The sequence below is a fragment of the Pseudomonas sp. 9.3L genome (assembly GCF_058536285.1).
On record NZ_JBZUBK010000001.1, the window covers coordinates 407,436 to 425,174 of the forward strand.

At 61.8% G+C, this 17,739-nt stretch carries 14 protein-coding genes; 12 read left to right on the forward strand and 2 right to left on the reverse strand.

What is annotated here, in order from left to right:
* Window positions 1-43 precede the first annotated feature (43 nt).
* From waaF to AC4LE2_RS01785, 7 genes are read left to right on the forward strand one after another with little or no spacing between them, the layout of a single operon-like run.
* Window positions 44-1,093, forward strand: a complete 1,050-nt coding sequence (waaF, locus tag AC4LE2_RS01755; protein WP_491823742.1) for a lipopolysaccharide heptosyltransferase II — start codon at window positions 44-46, stop codon at window positions 1,091-1,093.
* Complete coding sequence (gene waaC / locus AC4LE2_RS01760) at window positions 1,094-2,155, forward strand: lipopolysaccharide heptosyltransferase I (RefSeq protein ID WP_491823744.1); 1,062 nt, start codon at window positions 1,094-1,096, stop codon at window positions 2,153-2,155. It begins immediately after the preceding gene.
* On the forward strand, window positions 2,155-3,279 hold the full coding sequence (locus AC4LE2_RS01765) for a glycosyltransferase family 4 protein (protein WP_491823745.1): 1,125 nt from the start codon (window positions 2,155-2,157) through the stop codon (window positions 3,277-3,279). The genes waaC and AC4LE2_RS01765 overlap by 1 nt, the downstream gene beginning before the upstream one ends.
* Window positions 3,276-4,082, forward strand: a complete 807-nt coding sequence (gene rfaP, locus AC4LE2_RS01770; protein WP_491823747.1) for a lipopolysaccharide core heptose(I) kinase RfaP — start codon at window positions 3,276-3,278, stop codon at window positions 4,080-4,082. The genes AC4LE2_RS01765 and rfaP overlap by 4 nt, the downstream gene beginning before the upstream one ends.
* Window positions 4,082-4,816, forward strand: coding sequence for a lipopolysaccharide kinase InaA family protein (locus AC4LE2_RS01775; RefSeq protein WP_491823749.1), 735 nt, complete (start codon window positions 4,082-4,084; stop codon window positions 4,814-4,816). The genes rfaP and AC4LE2_RS01775 overlap by 1 nt, the downstream gene beginning before the upstream one ends.
* Entirely contained in the window at window positions 4,813-5,565 is a 753-nt protein-coding gene (locus AC4LE2_RS01780) for a lipopolysaccharide kinase InaA family protein (RefSeq protein WP_491823751.1), read from the forward strand. The genes AC4LE2_RS01775 and AC4LE2_RS01780 overlap by 4 nt, the downstream gene beginning before the upstream one ends.
* Window positions 5,565-7,007 carry a lipopolysaccharide kinase InaA family protein gene (locus tag AC4LE2_RS01785; protein WP_491823753.1) on the forward strand — a complete coding sequence of 481 codons (1,443 nt, stop codon included), beginning with the start codon at window positions 5,565-5,567 and terminating at the stop codon, window positions 7,005-7,007. Before AC4LE2_RS01780 ends, AC4LE2_RS01785 begins: the two co-directional genes overlap by 1 nt.
* A gap of 26 nt (window positions 7,008-7,033) precedes the next feature.
* Here the strand turns inward: AC4LE2_RS01785 and AC4LE2_RS01790 are convergent, their stop codons facing one another.
* Complete coding sequence (locus AC4LE2_RS01790) at window positions 7,034-9,964, reverse strand: hypothetical protein (RefSeq protein ID WP_491823755.1); 2,931 nt, start codon at window positions 9,962-9,964, stop codon at window positions 7,034-7,036.
* Between the two features lie 161 nt (window positions 9,965-10,125).
* Here AC4LE2_RS01790 and AC4LE2_RS01795 point away from each other — a divergent pair, with 161 nt between their 5' ends.
* Both AC4LE2_RS01795 and AC4LE2_RS01800 read left to right on the forward strand, forming a co-directional pair.
* Window positions 10,126-11,868, forward strand: a complete 1,743-nt coding sequence (locus AC4LE2_RS01795) for a carbamoyltransferase family protein (RefSeq protein WP_491823757.1) — start codon at window positions 10,126-10,128, stop codon at window positions 11,866-11,868.
* Complete coding sequence (locus AC4LE2_RS01800; RefSeq protein ID WP_491823759.1) at window positions 11,865-12,767, forward strand: glycosyltransferase family 2 protein; 903 nt, start codon at window positions 11,865-11,867, stop codon at window positions 12,765-12,767. Before AC4LE2_RS01795 ends, AC4LE2_RS01800 begins: the two co-directional genes overlap by 4 nt.
* 10 nt (window positions 12,768-12,777) lie before the next feature.
* Here the strand turns inward: AC4LE2_RS01800 and AC4LE2_RS01805 are convergent, their stop codons facing one another.
* A complete protein-coding gene (locus AC4LE2_RS01805; RefSeq protein WP_491823761.1) occupies window positions 12,778-13,431 on the reverse strand; it encodes a BUD32 family EKC/KEOPS complex subunit in 654 nt (217 codons plus the stop codon).
* 119 nt (window positions 13,432-13,550) lie between these two features.
* Here AC4LE2_RS01805 and msbA point away from each other — a divergent pair, with 119 nt between their 5' ends.
* The 3 genes from msbA to AC4LE2_RS01820 are packed head-to-tail and all read left to right on the forward strand — an operon-like array spanning window position 13,551 to window position 17,659.
* On the forward strand, window positions 13,551-15,368 hold the full coding sequence (msbA, locus tag AC4LE2_RS01810) for a lipid A export permease/ATP-binding protein MsbA (protein WP_491823763.1): 1,818 nt from the start codon (window positions 13,551-13,553) through the stop codon (window positions 15,366-15,368).
* Complete coding sequence (locus AC4LE2_RS01815) at window positions 15,362-16,258, forward strand: GNAT family N-acetyltransferase (protein ID WP_491823765.1); 897 nt, start codon at window positions 15,362-15,364, stop codon at window positions 16,256-16,258. The genes msbA and AC4LE2_RS01815 overlap by 7 nt, the downstream gene beginning before the upstream one ends.
* 3 nt (window positions 16,259-16,261) lie before the next feature.
* Complete coding sequence (locus tag AC4LE2_RS01820) at window positions 16,262-17,659, forward strand: PIG-L family deacetylase (RefSeq protein ID WP_491823767.1); 1,398 nt, start codon at window positions 16,262-16,264, stop codon at window positions 17,657-17,659.
* Window positions 17,660-17,739: the final 80 nt, after the last annotated feature.

Genomic DNA, 17,739 nt, shown 5'->3' on the forward strand with positions numbered 1-17,739 from the left:
CCAAGGGGAGGCGCCGGCCTCCCCGATCGTTTGCGGAATACCCATGAGAATTCTGATCATCGGGCCGAGTTGGGTTGGCGATATGGTGATGGCCCAGACGCTGTTTCAGTGCCTGAAGGCCCGCCATCCCGACTGCCAGATCGACGTGCTTGCCCCTGAGTGGAGCCGGCCCCTGCTTGAACGCATGCCCCAGGTACGCCGCGCCTTGAGCTTCCCGCTCGGCCATGGGGCATTCGACCTGGCAACGCGTCGCAAGATAGGCCGCTCGTTCAAGGGGCAGTACGACCAAGCCATTGTGCTGCCCAACTCGCTCAAGTCCGCGCTGGTGCCTTTTTTCGCAGGCATCGCTCGGCGCACCGGCTGGAAAGGTGAGTTTCGCTACGGGCTGCTCAACGACCTGCGGGTGCTGGATAAAAACCGCTACCCCTTAATGATCGAGCGGTTCATGGCCCTGGCGTTTGCGCCAGGCGAAGCGCTGCCTGCCCCCTACCCGCAACCCCGTCTGCGCATCGAGCCAGCCAGCCGCGATGCGGCCCTGGCACGTTTTGGCCTTACTCTCGATCAGCCCGTATTGGCGCTGTGCCCTGGGGCGGAGTTTGGGGAATCCAAGCGCTGGCCTGCCGAGCACTACGCGGATGTTGCCGAAGCCCGTATCCGCCAAGGCTGGCAAGTGTGGCTGTTCGGTTCCAAAAAAGACCAGCCCGTGGCCGAAGCGATTCGCGAGCGCCTGATCCCTGGGCTGCGCGAAGAGGCGGTCAATCTGTGCGGTGACACCTCCCTGGCCGAAGCCATTGACTTGATGTCGTGCGCGGGTGCGGTGGTGTCCAATGATTCCGGCCTGATGCATGTGGCGGCGGCGCTCAATCGGCCACTGGTGGCAATCTACGGCTCAACGTCCCCGGCCTTCACGCCGCCTCTGGCTGAGCAGGTAGCCGTGGTGCGCCTGGGGTTGGATTGCTCTCCCTGCTTTGAGCGTACCTGCCGCTTTGGTCACTATAACTGCCTGCGCCAGCTTGACCCCCAGCGTGCGGTGGATGCCCTCAAAGGCATGGAAGGGCCTACGGCCGTTCACCTGACGGCAGAGGCGGACTAAGTGCGGGTATTGCTAATCAAGACGTCTTCCCTGGGCGACATTATCCATACGTTTCCTGCGCTCACCGACGCAGCGCGGGCGATTCCGGGGATCCGCTTCGACTGGGTGGTCGAAGAAGGTTTCGCTGAGCTCCCCACCTGGCACCCGACCGTGGACCGCGTGATACCCGTGGCCATCCGCCGATGGCGCAAAAGCCTGTGGCAGACGGTAAGAAGTGGGGAATGGCGCCGCTTCAAGCAACAGATGCGTGAGCACACCTATGACCTGGTGATCGACGCTCAGGGGCTGTTCAAAAGCGCCTGGCTCACCCGCTACGTGAACGCGCCCGTGGCCGGCTTGAACAAAGCGTCCGCTCGTGAACCCGTTGCGTCCCACTTCTATGACCGCCAGTTGGGCGTGGCGCGCGGGCAGCATGCGGTAGAGCGTGTTCGCCAGTTGTTCGCACTTGCGCTCGGTTATGACCTGCCGCAAACCCTCGGGCAGTATGGCCTTAACCGCTCTCGGCAATTGGCGGTGCCTCATGCCATACCTTTTGTGGTGTTTCTTCATGGCACCACCTGGGACAGCAAGCATTGGCCAGAAGCCTACTGGCGCGAACTGGCCGAGCGGCTGGGCCTGGCCAACATCGGCGTGCGCCTGCCCTGGGGCAACGAAGCGGAGTTTCGCCGGGCTCACCGCATAGCCGCAGGCCTGAGTAATGTCGCCGTCTTGCCTAAGCTCAACCTGGCTGGCGTAGCCGAAGTATTGATCAAGGCGCGGGCCTGTGTGGCCGTGGATACGGGGCTCGGCCATCTGGCCGCCGCGTTGGATGTGCCTACGCTGTCGGTCTATGGCCCCACCAATCCGGGCCTTACGGGCGCCTATGGGCAGGCTCAGGTACACCTGGCCAGTGATTGGCCGTGCGCGCCTTGCCTGCAGAAAAACTGCACGTACACGCCGACGCCTGAAGACTTGCGCCGGCACGACATCAAGCGTGAGTGGCCACTGTGCTTCACCCGCGTGAACCCGGAGCGAGTGGCAGGACGCCTGAGCGCACTGTTGTTGGCCGAGGACCTGCGTTAATGCAACTGGCTTTCGTACTCTACAAATACTTCCCATTCGGCGGCTTGCAGCGCGACTTCATGCGCATTGCCCTTGAATGCCAGCGGCGGGGCCACCAGATACGGGTGTACACACTGATCTGGGAGGGCGAGGTGCCGGCAGGCTTCGACGTGCTGGTGGCGCCCGTTAAAGCGCTGTTCAACCATCGACGAAACGAAAAACTCACGGCCTGGATGAATGCGGACCTCGCCCGCCGCCCGGTAGACAGGCTTATCGGTTTCAACAAAATGCCCGGGCTGGACGTGTATTACGCTGCCGATGGCTGTTTCGAAGACAAAGCCCAGACGCTGCGTAACCCCCTTTACCGACGGTGGGCACGCTACCGGCACTTTGCCGACTATGAGCGCGCGGTGTTCGCGCCTAGCGCGCCTACGCAGATCCTGATGATCTCCGAAGTGCAGCAGCCGTTGTTCGTGAAGCACTACGGTACGCCTGCCGGGCGTTTTCACCTGCTGCCGCCGGGCATCTCACAAGATCGCCGAGCACCCGCCAATGCCGCAGATGTGCGCGCCGCGTTCCGTGAGGAATTCGGCTTGGGCGAAGAGGACCGTTTACTGGTGCAGATAGGCTCCGGGTTCAAGACCAAGGGCGTTGACCGTACGCTCAAGGCGCTGGCGGCACTCCCCGAGGCCCTGCGCCAGCGCACGCGGCTGTTCGTGATAGGCCAGGATGACCCGAAGGTGTTTCAGTTGCAGAGCACCACCCTGGGCCTCAATGAGCATGTCCGGTTCATGAAGGGTCGCAGTGACATACCCCGGTTCCTGCTGGGCGCCGATGTGCTGATTCATCCGGCTTATAACGAAAACACCGGCACCGTGCTGCTTGAAGCCGTAGTGGCCGGCCTGCCCGTCGTAGTGACGGCCGTGTGCGGCTATGCCCACTATATCGAGAAGGCCGACGCCGGCGTGGTGATTCCCGAGCCCTTCGATCAGAGCGCGCTCAACCGCAGCCTTCAGCGTGTGCTGGAAGACGACGAGCGCCGCGCACACTGGTCGCGCAACGGCTTGGCCTTCGCCGACACGGCAGACCTTTACAGCATGCCCGAGCACGCCGCGGATGTGATTCTGCAGGAGCGTGACGCATGAAAGTCATGCTGGCCGAGCCCTTCTCTCGCCTGTGGTCAGGCAAGGACCCTTTCCAGGCGGTAGAAGCCCTGCAGGGCCAGGTGTACCGCGAACTCGAAGGCCGGCGCACCTTGCGTACCGAAGTCGAAGGCCGGGGCTACTTCGTGAAGATCCACCGGGGTATCGGGTGGGGGGAAGTGTTCAAAAACCTGTTCAGCGCCAAACTCCCGGTACTGGGCGCAAGGCAAGAGTGGACTGCCATCGAGCGCTTGCATCAAGTGGGTGTGCCAACGATGACGGCCGTGGCCTATGGCGAGCGGGGCGCCAACCCTGCCGCGCAACATTCGTTCATTGTCACGGAAGAACTCGCCCCCACGGTCAGCCTGGAAGACTACAGCCTCGACTGGCGCAGTCACCCGCCGGCCCCGCGTACCAAGTGGGCGTTGATCCAGCGCGTTGCCGAGATGGTCGGCGGCATGCACCGTGCGGGTGTCAACCACCGGGACTGCTACATCTGTCATTTTCTACTGCACACCGACCGGGCGTTTGACCCGCAGGATTTCCGCTTGTCGGTGATTGACCTGCACCGGGCACACACCCGTGCTCGCATCACCCCCCGCTGGCGGAACAAGGACTTGGCCGCGCTGTATTTCTCAGCCTTGGATATCGGGCTTACGCGGCGTGACACGCTGCGGTTCCTGCGTGTGTACTTCCAGCGCCCGCTGCGGCAGATCCTGCGTGACGAGGCCACCCTGCTGGCAGCGCTTGAACGCAAGGCGGGCCAGTTGTACGCGCGCAAGCAGCGTTACGGGGATGCACTCTGATGGCAGGTTGGAATCTAGACCCAGGCTACGAAAATCTGGCGGGGGTGTTCGGTAGCCTGGATGCGGTCTTCGCGCTTAAAGGCGAACAGCTCACCCGAGACCCTATGTCCGAGCTGGTGCGGGTGATGCACGACGGCGTGGCCTATTACGTAAAGCGCTACATCAGTGCAGGCAAGGGCCTGCGCCGCTATCTGGGCAAGCCTCGGGTCAAGGCTGAATGGCAGAACCTCAAACGGTTCGCCAAATGGGGCATACCTACCGCGCAGGTGGTGGGCTTTGGGTTGGAACGCGAAAACGGCTCGTTCGAGCGTGGTGCCATGATTACCCGTGAGCTGCCAGCCAGCGAAGACCTGTGGCTATTGGTTCGCAACGCGGACCCTCGCCTGCGCGATCGGCAGTGGGTGAGCCATGTCAGCCAGCAACTCGCGCGCCATACCCGTAACCTGCACGACCACCACTTCACCCATAACGACTTGAAGTGGCGTAACTTGCTGGTAGATGCCGAAGGCGTGGTCTATCTCATTGACTGCCCAAACGGGGCGTTCTGGTGGGGCTTCATGCTCCGCTACCGGATCATCAAAGACTTGGCCTGCCTGGATAAAGTGGCCAAGTACCAGCTCTCGGCTACGCAGCGATTGCGGTTCTACCTGCAATACCGGGGTCGGCAACGGCTCAATGCCTCGGATAAAAAACGTATCCGGCACGTCGTCAATTTTTTCGAGGGCCGCGAATGACCCCGTTTATCGCGGCGCACGATGAGGCTGTGCTGGCCAGTCATGGCTTGACGGCCTTCGACGCCCTGTGGGCGCTGCCGCTCACCGCCGTGGACGAGGCCAACGTGGGGCGTGGCGGCTGGAGCCAAGTGTTCCGCCTGGACCTGGGCACCCAAGGTTATTACCTCAAGCGTCAAGACAACTACCTGATCCGCAGCCTGCGCCACCCGTTGGGTGAGCCCACGGTTGCCCGCGAGTTCCGCAACATTCGCCTCTATCACCAGGCAGCGGTACCTGCGTTGGAAGCCAGTTACTTTGCCCAGCGCCGTCAGGCGGGGCAGTGGCAGGCGATGCTGCTGACGCGGGCACTGGACGGCTGGAGTGAGCTGGGGGCCTGGCTTGCCCAGTGGCCCGTGCTGGCACCCGCACGCCGGGCCGCCCTGTTACAGGCCTGTGGCGTGTTAGCGCGTCAGTTGCACGCAGCCGGGTTAGTACACGGTTGCTTCTACCCCAAGCATATTTTTCTGCAGCGTCAAGGCGAGGGCTTCGAGGCGCGGTTGATCGACCTTGAAAAAACCCGACGGGCCTGGCTTGGTCAGCGTGATCGGGTTCGCGATCTGGAGCCATTGCTGCGGCGGGCAACGGTGTGGTCCGAGGCCGACATTCGTGGGTTCCTTGCCACGTACCTGCAGGTACCGACCATGGACCGGTCCGTCACCGACTGGCTGGAGCAACTGGTTGTTCGCCGTCGCCACAAGGAGGCACGTTGATGAACTTGCAGCAACTGGCGCGCATCGGGCGTACTCCTGCGTTGCCCCTTACGCTACCGCTGGCGGACGCCGCCGGGCCGGCTGAGTTGCAATTGCTGACGCTGCTCAGGGTGTTGCCAGGGCAGCGTTATGTAGGCGCTGCGGTATGGCGTGGCCGGGCTGTGCTCGCCAAGTTGCTGGTGGGGCCGCGTGCAGCTCGGCAGTTTCAGCGTGAGCGGGACGGCGCCAGGTCGCTGGCAACTCAGGGCGTGCCCACGCCCACGCTACTGGCGGAGGGCCTGCGCGAGGGTGAAGGCGGATGGTTACTGTTCGAATTCCTCGAAGGCGCACAAAGTCTCGCTGCGGCCTGGGCCGAGGTAGCGGCGCTGCCTGTGCTGGCGGATGCCCAGCGGGAAGTGCTGACAGAGGCCCTTGACGTTATTGCTCGGCTACACCTTAAAGGCCTCTGGCAAGAGGATCTGCACTTGGACAACTTGCTGCGCTACAACGGCCAGGTGTACGTGGTAGACGGCGGTGGGGTCCGTGCAGAGCAGCCAGGGCAGCCATTGTCCCGGGACGCGGTATTGAAAAACCTGGGCGTGTTTTTCGCTCAGCTGCCACAGGCATTCGACCCCTTCCTCGAAGAACTGCTGGTGTACTACCTGCTGAGCAACAGCGAGCACGCCCTGCCGCTTGAAGCCCTGGAAAAGCACATTGCAAAAGTGCGTGATTGGCGCCTGCACGATTTGTTGAACAAGGCCGGTCGCGATTGCAGCCTGTTCAGCGTCGAGCGTGGGCTTTCCAAGTTGCAAGCCATGCCTCGCGACGAGGAAGCGGCTATTTTGCCCGTATTGGCTCAAGCCGATGCACTGATCGAACAGGGGCATATGTACAAAACCGGCGGCGCGGCCACGGTGGCACAGGTCACCGTCAGCAACCGTGTATTGCTCATCAAGCGCTACAACATCAAAGGAGTGGGGCACTGGTTCAAGCGTTTCTGGCGCCCTAGCCGTGCCTGGCATTCATGGGTCGAAGCACAACGGCTGCGCTTTCTGGGCATTGCGACGCCCAAACCGCTGGGTGTATTGGAAACCCGAACCTTAGGGTTGCGCGGTGTGGCCTACCTGGTCACCGAACACCTTCAGGGCCCGGACCTGATGCAGTGCTTCAGTGCCCATGTGGACGACGCGAAGGTGCCGGAGCCTCAACTGCAGGCGCTGGATATGCTGTTTTCAAGGCTGATCGCCGAACGTATAAGCCATGGCGACCTGAAGGCCCATAACCTGTTCTGGGAGCAGGGCCAGTGGTGGATGATCGACCTGGACGCCATGCAGCAGCACGGCAGCCAGGCCGGTTTCGCGCCAGCGTATGCGCGCGATCGCGCCCGCTTCCTACGCAACTGGCCAGCGACCAGTGCGTTGCATCAGCTATTGGATGAACGCCTACCTAAACCCCTTACCTAGGCAAGCGTAGGCATGGGTGCCTTGGCTCAGAGGTCAAACCATTCGCTGCTCATGGAGGACGTTCGGGCTTTGGCTTGCCAGCCCTCAGAGGGTGTGCGACGCAAGAGCACCGTCAGGGTACCCTCGGGGCGCTGGCTGGCTGGAATCAGCACGGTATACCGCCCCGGTAACAGGCTAGGCCGGACCGCCAGCACAGCATCACCAAGGCGCAGGTAGTGCTGGCCATTGATGCGGGTCGGCATCCCAGGCGTAACCCCTTGCGGTGGATCAGTCAGGCGCACTTGCTGAAGCAATAAAGGGATGTCCGGCGTTACGCCGCGCCAGTGAAGCTCATCCACGGTTTCCCAATCACCGTCTCGGTTGCGCCGCACGATGGGCTTCACCAAAGCCTGAGGCATGCGGGCATCCACTACTCGCCAGTGCTCGCCATCATTGAGTACCTCGTACTGGCGCCCATCGCGGTCAGTGATGAAATACCCCGAGCTGCCTGTGTCCTTTTGGCCTTCATACACCCCTTCGGCATATTCAGTAGCCAGTCGATACCGTAGGTAGGTGCGCTCGTGCTTGATCGCGTAATGGGTATGCAGGGGCACCGGCGCGCCAAGGGGGAGCCTCCGCGTCAGGGTGCCGATCAAGGGGCTCGTGGAGAGTGAGACCGCAGCCTCGTACAGGTTGGCATAGCCGTCGAACGCATGGAGCAGCACCACGCTGGCCGGTTCTTCGCCGATGGCATTCCAGGCCTGTAGCAGTGACCAGATTGCACGGGTAAGGGATAACACGCCGGCGATCCGGCCAGGCAGCACCATGCAAACGATTTCGGTGAGGGTCACTGCCAGTTCGGCAATGGCCTGTAGATCAAGCTCTCGATTCGAGGCGCTCATGGCATCGGCATTGGCCATGACCAGTCGCGTTTCAGAGCGGTAGGTATTGTCGAAGAAGTCATGGGTAATCAGCCGTGCCTCTATATAGGCAGCCAGGGCCGGTTTGCCTAGCAATTTGCCGATAGGCTCGCGCTCGGCCAGGGCCACGCGCTGAAGAATGTAGTCTTTGAATGTTGCCTGGTTAAGCCATTCTCGGGTCAATGTCTGGCGATTGGCGAACCAGCGCCAGCTCTGTCTGGCCGGGCTTTCAGGTGTGTAGAGCAAGACAGGTTGCGCAGCGCGCGCATCGACGGGGCCAAACAGGTACACCCCTTCCACAGGCGTATTACGAATGATCAGTTGCCAGACGCCGATGCGCTGGGCGCCGACCTGAGGCCTATTGGCGTGCCCAGGGTAGGTCAGTACCTGATTGACCCATTCCCAGCCGTCGCGCCCTTCGCCCAGCTGGCCGCGATGCCAGGCCTTGAGTGCCTCCACCTGCAGTTTTGCGCGCAGCAGCTTGGCGTGGCGCTCCCGTCGCCACTGCGCTTCTGGCCCATAGCGTAAGCGCCTGAGCAGGTACCGCCCATAGCTTCCACCCACATTGGCTTGGCGTACTAGCCTTCGCACTGTTCCCGCGGTGAGGCCTGGGATCGGCTGGCCACTGCTGTCGCGTACCTGTGCCGTCAGCAGGTAATCGCGGTCCAGGGGGGAAATGTTTTCTATGGCCAGTTGCACCAGCGTGCGGGTGACGGTGGTGAGTTCGATCGTTGGCGTGGCGTGATCGGGTACGCGCGCCGGGATTGAGCTACTGGGGTTCAAGGGGTGAAGGATAGGCCCGCTGGGCGTGGCAGACGTCACGGTGACCATGATGTTATCCGGCGACATCGAAATACCCTGATCCCGCAGTAACCGAGTGAGCTCCTCCCGTGCGTACTGTCGCAGCCACTGGGAGTTGGCGAATTGCCTGGGTGAGGGAATGCCGGGCGCGATGGCATTGGCCGTGGCCAGCCCCAGCGCCCGCATCGCTATCACCAGTTCGAGCCGTTGCGCCTGTGACAGCCCGACCATCCAGGTAGGCATGTCCCGTTCCAGCAGCCTCACGTACCGTGTCAGGCGCGGCCCTTGGCTGGAAATGAGGGTGTCGAGGGCGGCCGCGCTGGCAAGGGTGTCACTGGCGGCATCCAGGTCGCGCAGTTCGAACTGCGCCTTCGCTTGCGCCCAGGCCTGTGTCACGGCTGCCAACTGGCGGCGTTCCAGGCTTACCTGGAGCGCGTCGAACAACGAACCGGTCAGCGGCTCGAAGGTGAGCTTGTCGCAACGCAGCGAGGCGTCCTGCCGTTCAGGGTCCAATGCAGCCAGCAGCGCGGCGCCTTGACGGTCGTCCTCCAGCCGCTCGGCAAGCTCCTGATACAGGGCAGGGAGGGACTCGAAGGGCTCTAGCCCTTGGGTCAATGTGCAGAGCAGCACGGGGAGGGTGGGCGCGTGGCGAGGATCCTGCTCACTGAATACAAAAGCCCCTGGTATCACCCATTTGGCCTGGCCACTGTGAAGCGTCACGGCTCCCTGCCACGGCAGCGCAGCGCCCGCGGGGCCACTGTCGGTCAGGCGCTCTATCTGTAACTTCGCCGTTTCGGGAAGTGTACCGTCGGCGTAGCGCAAGTGTGACTGGGCGCGAAGGTGTTCACGGCAGAGGTTCTTCAGCCACTGCCGGGCAGGCTGCTCGCCCACCGTGGCGAAGGCCCAGAACCGCCTGAGCCAGTCCAGGTGCAAGCGCAGCAGGTCGGTGCCGCTTTGCCTTAGAAAGCGCCGTGCCTGGTAGTTGTCGTCTTCATTTACTGGCGTGAAACCCTCAGCGGTAAGCTGCTGTACAGGGCCTTCCGGCAACGGCTCGCCAAGGGCCAGGGCACACAGCCAATGCGTCAGGGGCGCCTGATTCAGATACAGCTGGTCCAGCGGCACCTCTACCAGTGGGCTGAGCAGGGCGTCGCGGTAGCGCTGATCGATGGTGGACAGCAACGTGGGCACGTGTCGCAAACCCTCCTTGAGCGCGGCGTCCAAGGTGTTGAGACGGGACAGCGGGTCGACTTCGGTCATGGGCGGCTCCTTCGAAAAGAGCGCAGCCTGAAGCTTCTAATCGGTGCGTGGGCGTGCATAGGTATTGAGGCGCTGATGGTTGGGTTATACTCGCGCGTTTTCGATTAACACCAATAGTGACGCCCGCCTGGGCGCGTATTGAGTACACAGAGGCCCTGACCTTGGCATTGACGATTCTCGGGCTGTCCGGCGCCCTCAGCCACGATCCCTCCGCTGCGTTATATATCGACGGCAAGCTGGTCGCGGCGGCCGAAGAAGAACGCTTCGTGCGGGATAAACATGCCAAGAACCGCATGCCCTACGAGTCGGCGAAGTTCTGTCTTGAGCAGGCGGGAATCACGCCCGCTGATGTCGATGTGGTCGCCATTCCCTTTGCGCCCATCAGCCTGTTCGGCAAGGCACGTTGGCATTATGCCAAGCGCTATTGGTACGCCCCTGATCGTGCACTCGATGCGCTGCTCATGGGCAACCGTCGCTACAAGCGTTACCGCAACAAGATTGTCTGGTGCCTGGAGCAGCTCGGCTTCGATCCTAAAAAAGTGAAGATCGAGCCTGTCGAGCACCACCTGGCCCACGCCTCCAGCGCTTATCACTGCTCAGGTTTTACTGAAAAAACCGCAATTCTGGGCATCGATGGGAAAGGCGAGTACGCCACCACCTTCTTCGGCTATGGCGAAAACGGCAAGATCCACAAGCTCAAGGAGTTCTTCGACCCGGACTCCCTGGGCGGCCTGTACGGCGCGATTACCGAGTTCCTGGGTTTCGAGATGCTCGATGGCGAGTTCAAGGTCATGGGCATGGCGCCTTACGGCGATGCCACCCAGTATGACTTCTCCCGCCTGGCCAGCTTCGAGAACGGCGAGCTGGTCATCAACACCGACTACGCCAACGTCATCGGCCTGCGCCGGTACAAAGAGAAGGGCAAAGGGTTCTATTTCTCGCCCAAGCTGATCGAATGGCTAGGGCCCAAGCGCGAAGGCGATATCGCGGACGAGCCCTACATTCACTATGCCGCCAGCATGCAGGCGTTGTTTGAAAAGCTTGCGTTGCAAATGATCGATTATTACCTGGGTGATGTGCTCAAGGAGACGGGCAAGCTGGCGTTCGCCGGCGGCTGCGCCCTGAACGTGAAGCTGAACCAGAAAATCATCGCCCGCCCGGATGTGAAAGAGCTGTTCGTACAGCCCGCGTCGGGGGATGCCGGTACAGCGGTAGGCGCGGCGGCCTACGTTTCCCATGCCCGTGGCGTGCCGGTAGAAAAAATGGAGCACGTGTACCTGGGGCCTTCGTATTCCAACGAAGACGTGATCGCCGCCTGCGCGCGTCACCCCAGCAAGCCTGCCTGGGAACAGATCAGCGACATGCCCCAGCGCATCGCCCAGATCATGGTAGAAGGCAACCCGGTAGCCTGGTTCCAGGGCCGCATGGAGTTCGGCCCCCGCGCCTTGGGCGGCCGGTCTATCATCGGTTGCCCGAGCGTGCCGGGGGTGGCCGACCGTATCAACCACCAGATCAAGTTCCGCGAGCGGTGGCGCCCGTTCTGCCCGTCCATGCTCGATACCGTGGCGCCGCAGATGATCAAGGTCGATCACCCCGCCCCGTTCATGACCTTTACTTTCGAAGTGGCCGAGGAATGGAAAACCCGCGTACCCGAAGTGGTGCACGAGGACGGCACGTCCCGGGCGCAGGTGCTCAAGCGTGAGTACAACCCCCGCTACTACGACATGATGAAGGCCCTGGAGGGCCTTACGGGCAACGGCGTATCGCTCAACACCTCGCTTAACCGCCGGGGCGAGCCGATGATCTGCTCGCCAACCGATGCGCTGAACATGTTCTTCGGGTCGGACCTGCAGTACCTGATTATGGAAGACATTCTGGTGGTGAAGTCCGCGGGGCTTGAATGAGTTCCAGTGCCATCCTGATCAGCGTGGTTGTACCAACGTACAACTACGCGCATTACCTGCCTCGGGCGCTGGGTTCTGTCACGTCGCAGTTGATGGATGATATCGAAGTCATCGTGGTAGACGATGGCTCGCGGGATGGTACTGCAGCGCTGCTCGCCCAGTATGCTAACCAATGGCCGGCAATCAAGGTGATGCGTCAGGCGAACGCTGGGGCCGGCGCGGCGCGCAATGCAGGCATTCGCGCGGCGAGGGGCGAGTTCATTCTGCCGCTGGATGCGGACGATGAACTTACGCCTTCTGCGTTACAGGTGTTCAGACAGGCCATAGGCGCCACCCCGGATGCAGGGATGATCGTGGGGGCGCATTTGTCCGTAGGCCCCGATATGCGCGAAAAGCTCAGGCTCGCAACGCCCGTGTGCCCTGGTTCGCAGCGGGCCTTGGCGCAGCAATACTTGCTCCAAAAGCGTATCGTGATGTCCCATAGCTGCATGGTCGCCCGGCGTAGCCTGCTACTTGCGCGGCCATACCTGGAGAACCTCCGGGCAGGTGAGGATATCCCGGTATTTGCCTATTTGCTGGTCAATGGGCGCACGGTAACTGTTCCTCAGCCGACGGCCAAGATCCACAAGCATTGCGATAGCCTGCGTAATTTGCGAGACGAAGAGGTGTCGGCGATGATCATCGTCGATGAGGTATTTGCGTCGCTCCCGGCGGCGTGCCAGCCATTGCAGTCACGGTACAAGGCCCAGCGCTACCTTTCATTGTTCCGTGCAGCGGTGCTGGCAGGTGACTGGCATTCAGCCAAGCGGTTTTACCGCCTGGCGTTCAAGTACAGCCCGATTCAGGCGCTGCGCTGGGACTACTTCAGAAAATTACCCCGCGTGCTATTCAAAGGCTGAGCCACAAGGGCTAGCTGAACAACGCACCCAGGCGAGGCATCAGCTTACGAGCGCCATCCGCTGCCCCCAACTCCAGCCCGTACCCCTCTAGAAATGCCCGTGCGCCATCGCCGCCTGTTAGCCATTGCAGATCGTTCTGGTACCGCACCATGTGCTGGAAGTTGCGCAGCCGCTTGCTGACCGGCAACGGGCCGCGTTGGCAGCTGAGGTCAGCGATATCGATAAGCCCCAGGTTACGCTCCGGGGTGAATACCACGTTGCCTAGGTGCAGGGAACGAAAGTACACCCCTTTGGCATGCAGGCGAGCAACGAAGCGGCCTAGCTCGTGGCGCAACCCCGGCTGCGTCTCGTCGCCAAACAGCTGGCGAACGGTCTGGCCGGCCAGCGGGTGGTAGTGGACCGCGTCCCGCTCGATAGCCGCAATGCGGTACACCGCGATGATGTCAGGGCAGGGCACCTGCCGCTGGTGCAGGGCTCGGGCATTGCTGGCGAAGCGCTTGGCATAAGGAAACAGCAGGGCGGAACTGATTAACCGTTTGCGCCGGAAGAATTTCAGCATGCTGCCGTCGGCCAGTATCAGCACCTTGTCACCGGAGCCGTCGGCTTCGATCACACGCGCACCTTCGCGCAGGGCCAGATAGGCTGAGTGGTTGAGCGCTTGCATCGATGCTCCTCGAAAAGGGGTCGAACATCTTACCCGAGTTGCCACGGGTTGGCCCGCTGGCTTCATTCATGGCCTGGGTGGACTGTGCTAAAGTGGCCCTTTTTTCTGCACGGAACACCATGAGTAATCCGACCTCTGGGCCTCAGTCCACCCTCAAGATCTACCTGCGCCTGTTAACGTACGTGCGGCCCTATATAGGTCTGTTTTTGCTGAGTATTCTGGGCTTCCTGATTTTTGCCTCTACGCAGCCAATGCTGGCGTACATCCTCAAGTACTTCGTGGATGGGCTAACCAACCCGGAGGCGGCGCTGTTTCCTGGCAACCCCTGGCTAGGCGATCTACAGCTGTTACAGGCAGTGCCCTTGATGATTGTGATCATCGCGATCTGGCAGGGCGCGGGCTCCTACATTGGTAACTTCTTTCTGGCACGCGTCTCCCTGGGGCTGGTGCAGGATTTGCGGATCGTGCTGTTCAACAAGCTGCTCGAATTGCCCAACCGTTACTTCGACAACCACAACTCCGGGCACCTGATTTCCCGTATTACATTCAACGTGACCATGGTAACCGGCGCTGCCACCGATGCCATCAAGGTGGTCATACGGGAAGGCATGACCGTTGTCTTTCTGTTTGCGTCGCTGCTGTGGATGAACTGGAAGCTCACGCTGGTGATGCTGGCGATCTTGCCGTTGATTGCAGTGATGGTTAACAGCACCAGCAAGAAGTTTCGCAAGCAAAGCAAGAAGGTACAGGTTGCCATGGGTGACGTTACCCATGTCACGTCCGAGACCATTCAAGGTTATCGAGTCGTGCGCAGCTTTGGCGGCGAGGCCTACGAGCGGGCGCGCTTCCAAAAGGCAACCCAGAGCAATACCGACCGCCAGCTGAAGATGACCAAAACCGGCGCGGTCTATACCCCCATGCTGCAGTTGGTGACGTATTCCGGCATGGCCATCGTGATGTTCCTGGTGTTGTACCTTCGCGGCGATTCGTCTGCGGGTGACCTGGTGGCCTACATCACCATGGCAGGGCTGTTGCCCAAGCCTATCCGCCAGTTATCGGAGGTCAGCTCCACGATCCAGAAGGGCGTGGCAGGGGCTGAAAGTATCTTCGAGCAGCTTGATGAAACACCCGAAGTCGACAACGGCAGCTATGAAATAGACCGGGTCAGCGGGCGCCTCGAAGTGCGTGACCTGGGCTTTACGTACCCCGGCAGCGACCGGCGCGTGCTAGATGGCATCAGTTTCGTAGCCGAAGCAGGGCAAATGGTGGCGCTGGTAGGGCGCTCGGGCAGTGGCAAATCTACATTGGCCAGCCTGGTGCCGCGTTTCTATCAACACAGCGAAGGGCAGATCTTGCTCGACGGCATTGAGATCCAGGACTACAGCCTGCGCAACTTGCGCCGGCACACGGCGCTGGTTACCCAGGCGGTCACGCTGTTCAACGATACCGTCGCCAACAACATTGCCTATGGGGACTTGGCCGGTGCTCCGCTTGAAGACATCAAGCGCGCGGCGGCTGCGGCCTATGCGGATGAATTTATCGACCGTATGCCAGACGGTTACGAAACCCTGGTGGGTGAAAATGGCGTGTTGCTGTCTGGCGGCCAGCGCCAACGGCTCGCCATTGCCCGCGCTTTGCTCAAAAACGCACCCTTGCTGATTCTCGATGAGGCCACCTCTGCGCTGGACACGGAGTCCGAGCGGCATATCCAGGCCGCGCTGGACGAGGTCATGAAAAACCGTACCACCCTGGTGATCGCGCACCGCTTGTCCACCATCGAAAAGGCTGACCTGATCCTGGTCATGGACCAGGGCCGCATTGTGGAGCGTGGCACGCATTCGCAATTGCTGGAGCTCAATGGCTATTACGCCAGGCTCCACGCCCGGCAGTTCGAGAAAAGCGACGCCACCCCAGATGCGGAAGGCGAGCCGTGCTAAGGCTGTCGCGTGCATGGCGGGAGCGCGACTGGGAAGAAATCGACGCGCAGGCCTACGCCCAGGTGTGGGCTGCGTTCGGTGGCAGCGTGGCAACCCACCCGGCCTTCGTGGCCCGGCTGTCGGCAGTGGCGGGCATCGCGCCGCGCTACCTGGGGTATCGGCAGAACGGCCAGTGGGTGGCGGCAGTGCCATGCTGGGGCCGTTACCTGGCGCTAAGTAAAGAGGCGCTGAAAAAGGAGCGCAAGCGGGGCGTCTTCGACTTGGGCAATGCCGAGGTCATCCTGCCGGTGGCGCCTGAAGCAAAGGTGCCGGTACGGTTGAAGGGCCGCTACCTCTCTGCCCTGAACCAAGGCACCGTCACTACCTTGCGCGCTCAGCCCGAGACCCTGGCCATGGCACGCGCACCGGAGGAGTACTCCAAGAAGTTTCGCTACAACCAGCGACGCGAATTGCGCCTGCTTGAAGACGCCGGAGGTGAGGCTCGCTCTGTGGCCAGCTTCAGTGCAGATGCCCTGGCCACTGTTTACAAAGACCTGTTCCAGCGGCGGTGGGGCTTTCCTGCGCCAGGCGGCGAGCGATTGGCCGAGGTGTTTGGCCTGCTTGCCGAGTTCATGACGGGGTCGGTGATTTGCCTGGAAGGCGCGCCCGTGGCCGTACAGGTGCTGTACCGGGTAGAGAGCCCAGGCTGGGTGTCGGTGGAATACGTCAACGGCGGCGTAGACCCGCAAAGCCGGGCCTTCAGCCCTGGCAGCGTACTGAGCTTCCTGAACACTCAGCAGGAGTGGGAGCGTGCCCGAAGCCTGGAAAAGACACTGCGCTACTCCTTTGGGCGGGGCGACCGCGAATACAAAGACCGCTGGTGCCATAGCGTACCGGTGTTCGAGACCTGAGCCATGGCTAAACGTAAGCAGTTATTGTTGAAGGCCCACCGCAAGCGTAAGCGCCTGGCCCTTGTAGGGCTTGTGGTGGTCACCCTTGGCGTTGGCGCACTGCTCAGCCCCTGGGCAGCGCTGGCGTTCATCCTGTTGGCCTGGGTAGCGCACGAGGCCTGGTTCGCCGACCACTTGTTCTACCGGCCTACCGATGATTACCGTCATGCCTTTCCGCCGGAGGTCAGCCCGATCGCCCTGAGCATTGCCGAGGGCACGCCGCTGGCGCTGGAAGGGCCTTTGCCAACAGGGGACACCCTGGTGCTTGAGGTCAGCCTGCGCAGTAGCCTGATGGGCCGGCTGTTCGACCCTTGGGTGCGCATTGGCGATGACCGTCAGGATTTCGAGCGCGGGGTGCGCGGTGTGCGTTACCTCAACCTGTCAGGGCAGCGCGACACCCTGGTCGCAGGCCACCTGCAGGTGGCTGGGCAGCATTGTCGCCTGGGGCGACAGGCCCGTTTGTTTGTCATGAACAACCCGGACTTCACCCGCCACCGCATGATGATCGTGGCGCCCCATGCCGATGATGCGGAGCTGGCAGCCTTTGCTCAATACCAGCGATGCGATGACGTCAGCCTGGTCACCCTGACCCAAGGCGAGATCGAAGCCGAGGCCTACGAGGCCTTGGGGTTGTCGGCGCAACAGGCTGCACAGCTCAAGGGGCGCCTGCGTACGTGGGACAGCCTGGCGGCGCCTCTCTGGGGTGGGGTGCCGCAAACTCGCTGTGTTCAATTAGGTTATTACTGCCTTCGGTTGCCCGCCATGGCGGCGGCGCCCGAGACCGCGTTCGGGTCCATGGCCTCCGGTGAGGCAGACATACGCTTGGCCCGTAGCCATAACCCGTTGCTGCTACCGGGAGACCAGGATGGCCAGCCTACCTGGGCTAATCTGGTGGCGGACCTCGCAGCGCTGCTGGCACATTTTGAACCTGAAATCATCGTGCTGCCCCATCCGGAACTGGACCCTCACGCCGACCATATGGCAAGCACCCAGGCGGTGTTCGAGGCCCTGCGCGTCAGTACCTGGAAGCCCACGTATGCGCTGTTCTATGCCAACCATCTACATGACAACGACCGCTGGCCCATGGGGCCTGCGGGGTATGGCATTGCGTTGCCACCTGCCATCGAACCACTCCCGGCCTATGCGCTATGGAGCCCTGTGGTACCGGCCTCCCTTCAGCTAGACAAAGCCATGGCGCTTGGGCTGCAACATGACCTGCAAGGGCCACTCGCGTGGAAACGCAGGGTACGGCGCTGGATACAGCGATGCCTTGCGGGGCGCCGTTGGCCACGCACTGGAGAAGACGAGTTTTTCCGCAAGGCGGTGCGGCGGCATGAGCTGTTTTGGGTGAAGCGGTTATAACCTGCACGCCCTGGGCCCACCGGCCTGCTGTGCTAGACTCCGCAGCCATTTGCACGGCCACCACTGGCCCGTTTCCGTGA

What these genes read in the sequence shown, in the direction of transcription:
- AC4LE2_RS01775 (WP_491823749.1), top strand. Translation starts at nt 4,082, where the DNA reads ATGGCAGGTTGGAATCTAGACCCAGGCTACGAAAATCTGGCGGGGGTG.
- AC4LE2_RS01800 (WP_491823759.1), top strand. Translation starts at nt 11,865, where the DNA reads ATGAGTTCCAGTGCCATCCTGATCAGCGTGGTTGTACCAACGTACAAC.
- AC4LE2_RS01780 (WP_491823751.1), top strand. Translation starts at nt 4,813, where the DNA reads ATGACCCCGTTTATCGCGGCGCACGATGAGGCTGTGCTGGCCAGTCAT.
- AC4LE2_RS01820 (WP_491823767.1), top strand. Translation starts at nt 16,262, where the DNA reads ATGGCTAAACGTAAGCAGTTATTGTTGAAGGCCCACCGCAAGCGTAAG.
- AC4LE2_RS01805 (WP_491823761.1), bottom strand. Translation starts at nt 13,431, where the DNA reads ATGCAAGCGCTCAACCACTCAGCCTATCTGGCCCTGCGCGAAGGTGCG.
- AC4LE2_RS01765 (WP_491823745.1), top strand. Translation starts at nt 2,155, where the DNA reads ATGCAACTGGCTTTCGTACTCTACAAATACTTCCCATTCGGCGGCTTG.
- msbA (WP_491823763.1), top strand. Translation starts at nt 13,551, where the DNA reads ATGAGTAATCCGACCTCTGGGCCTCAGTCCACCCTCAAGATCTACCTG.
- AC4LE2_RS01790 (WP_491823755.1), bottom strand. Translation starts at nt 9,964, where the DNA reads ATGACCGAAGTCGACCCGCTGTCCCGTCTCAACACCTTGGACGCCGCG.
- rfaP (WP_491823747.1), top strand. Translation starts at nt 3,276, where the DNA reads ATGAAAGTCATGCTGGCCGAGCCCTTCTCTCGCCTGTGGTCAGGCAAG.
- AC4LE2_RS01785 (WP_491823753.1), top strand. Translation starts at nt 5,565, where the DNA reads ATGAACTTGCAGCAACTGGCGCGCATCGGGCGTACTCCTGCGTTGCCC.
- waaF (WP_491823742.1), top strand. Translation starts at nt 44, where the DNA reads ATGAGAATTCTGATCATCGGGCCGAGTTGGGTTGGCGATATGGTGATG.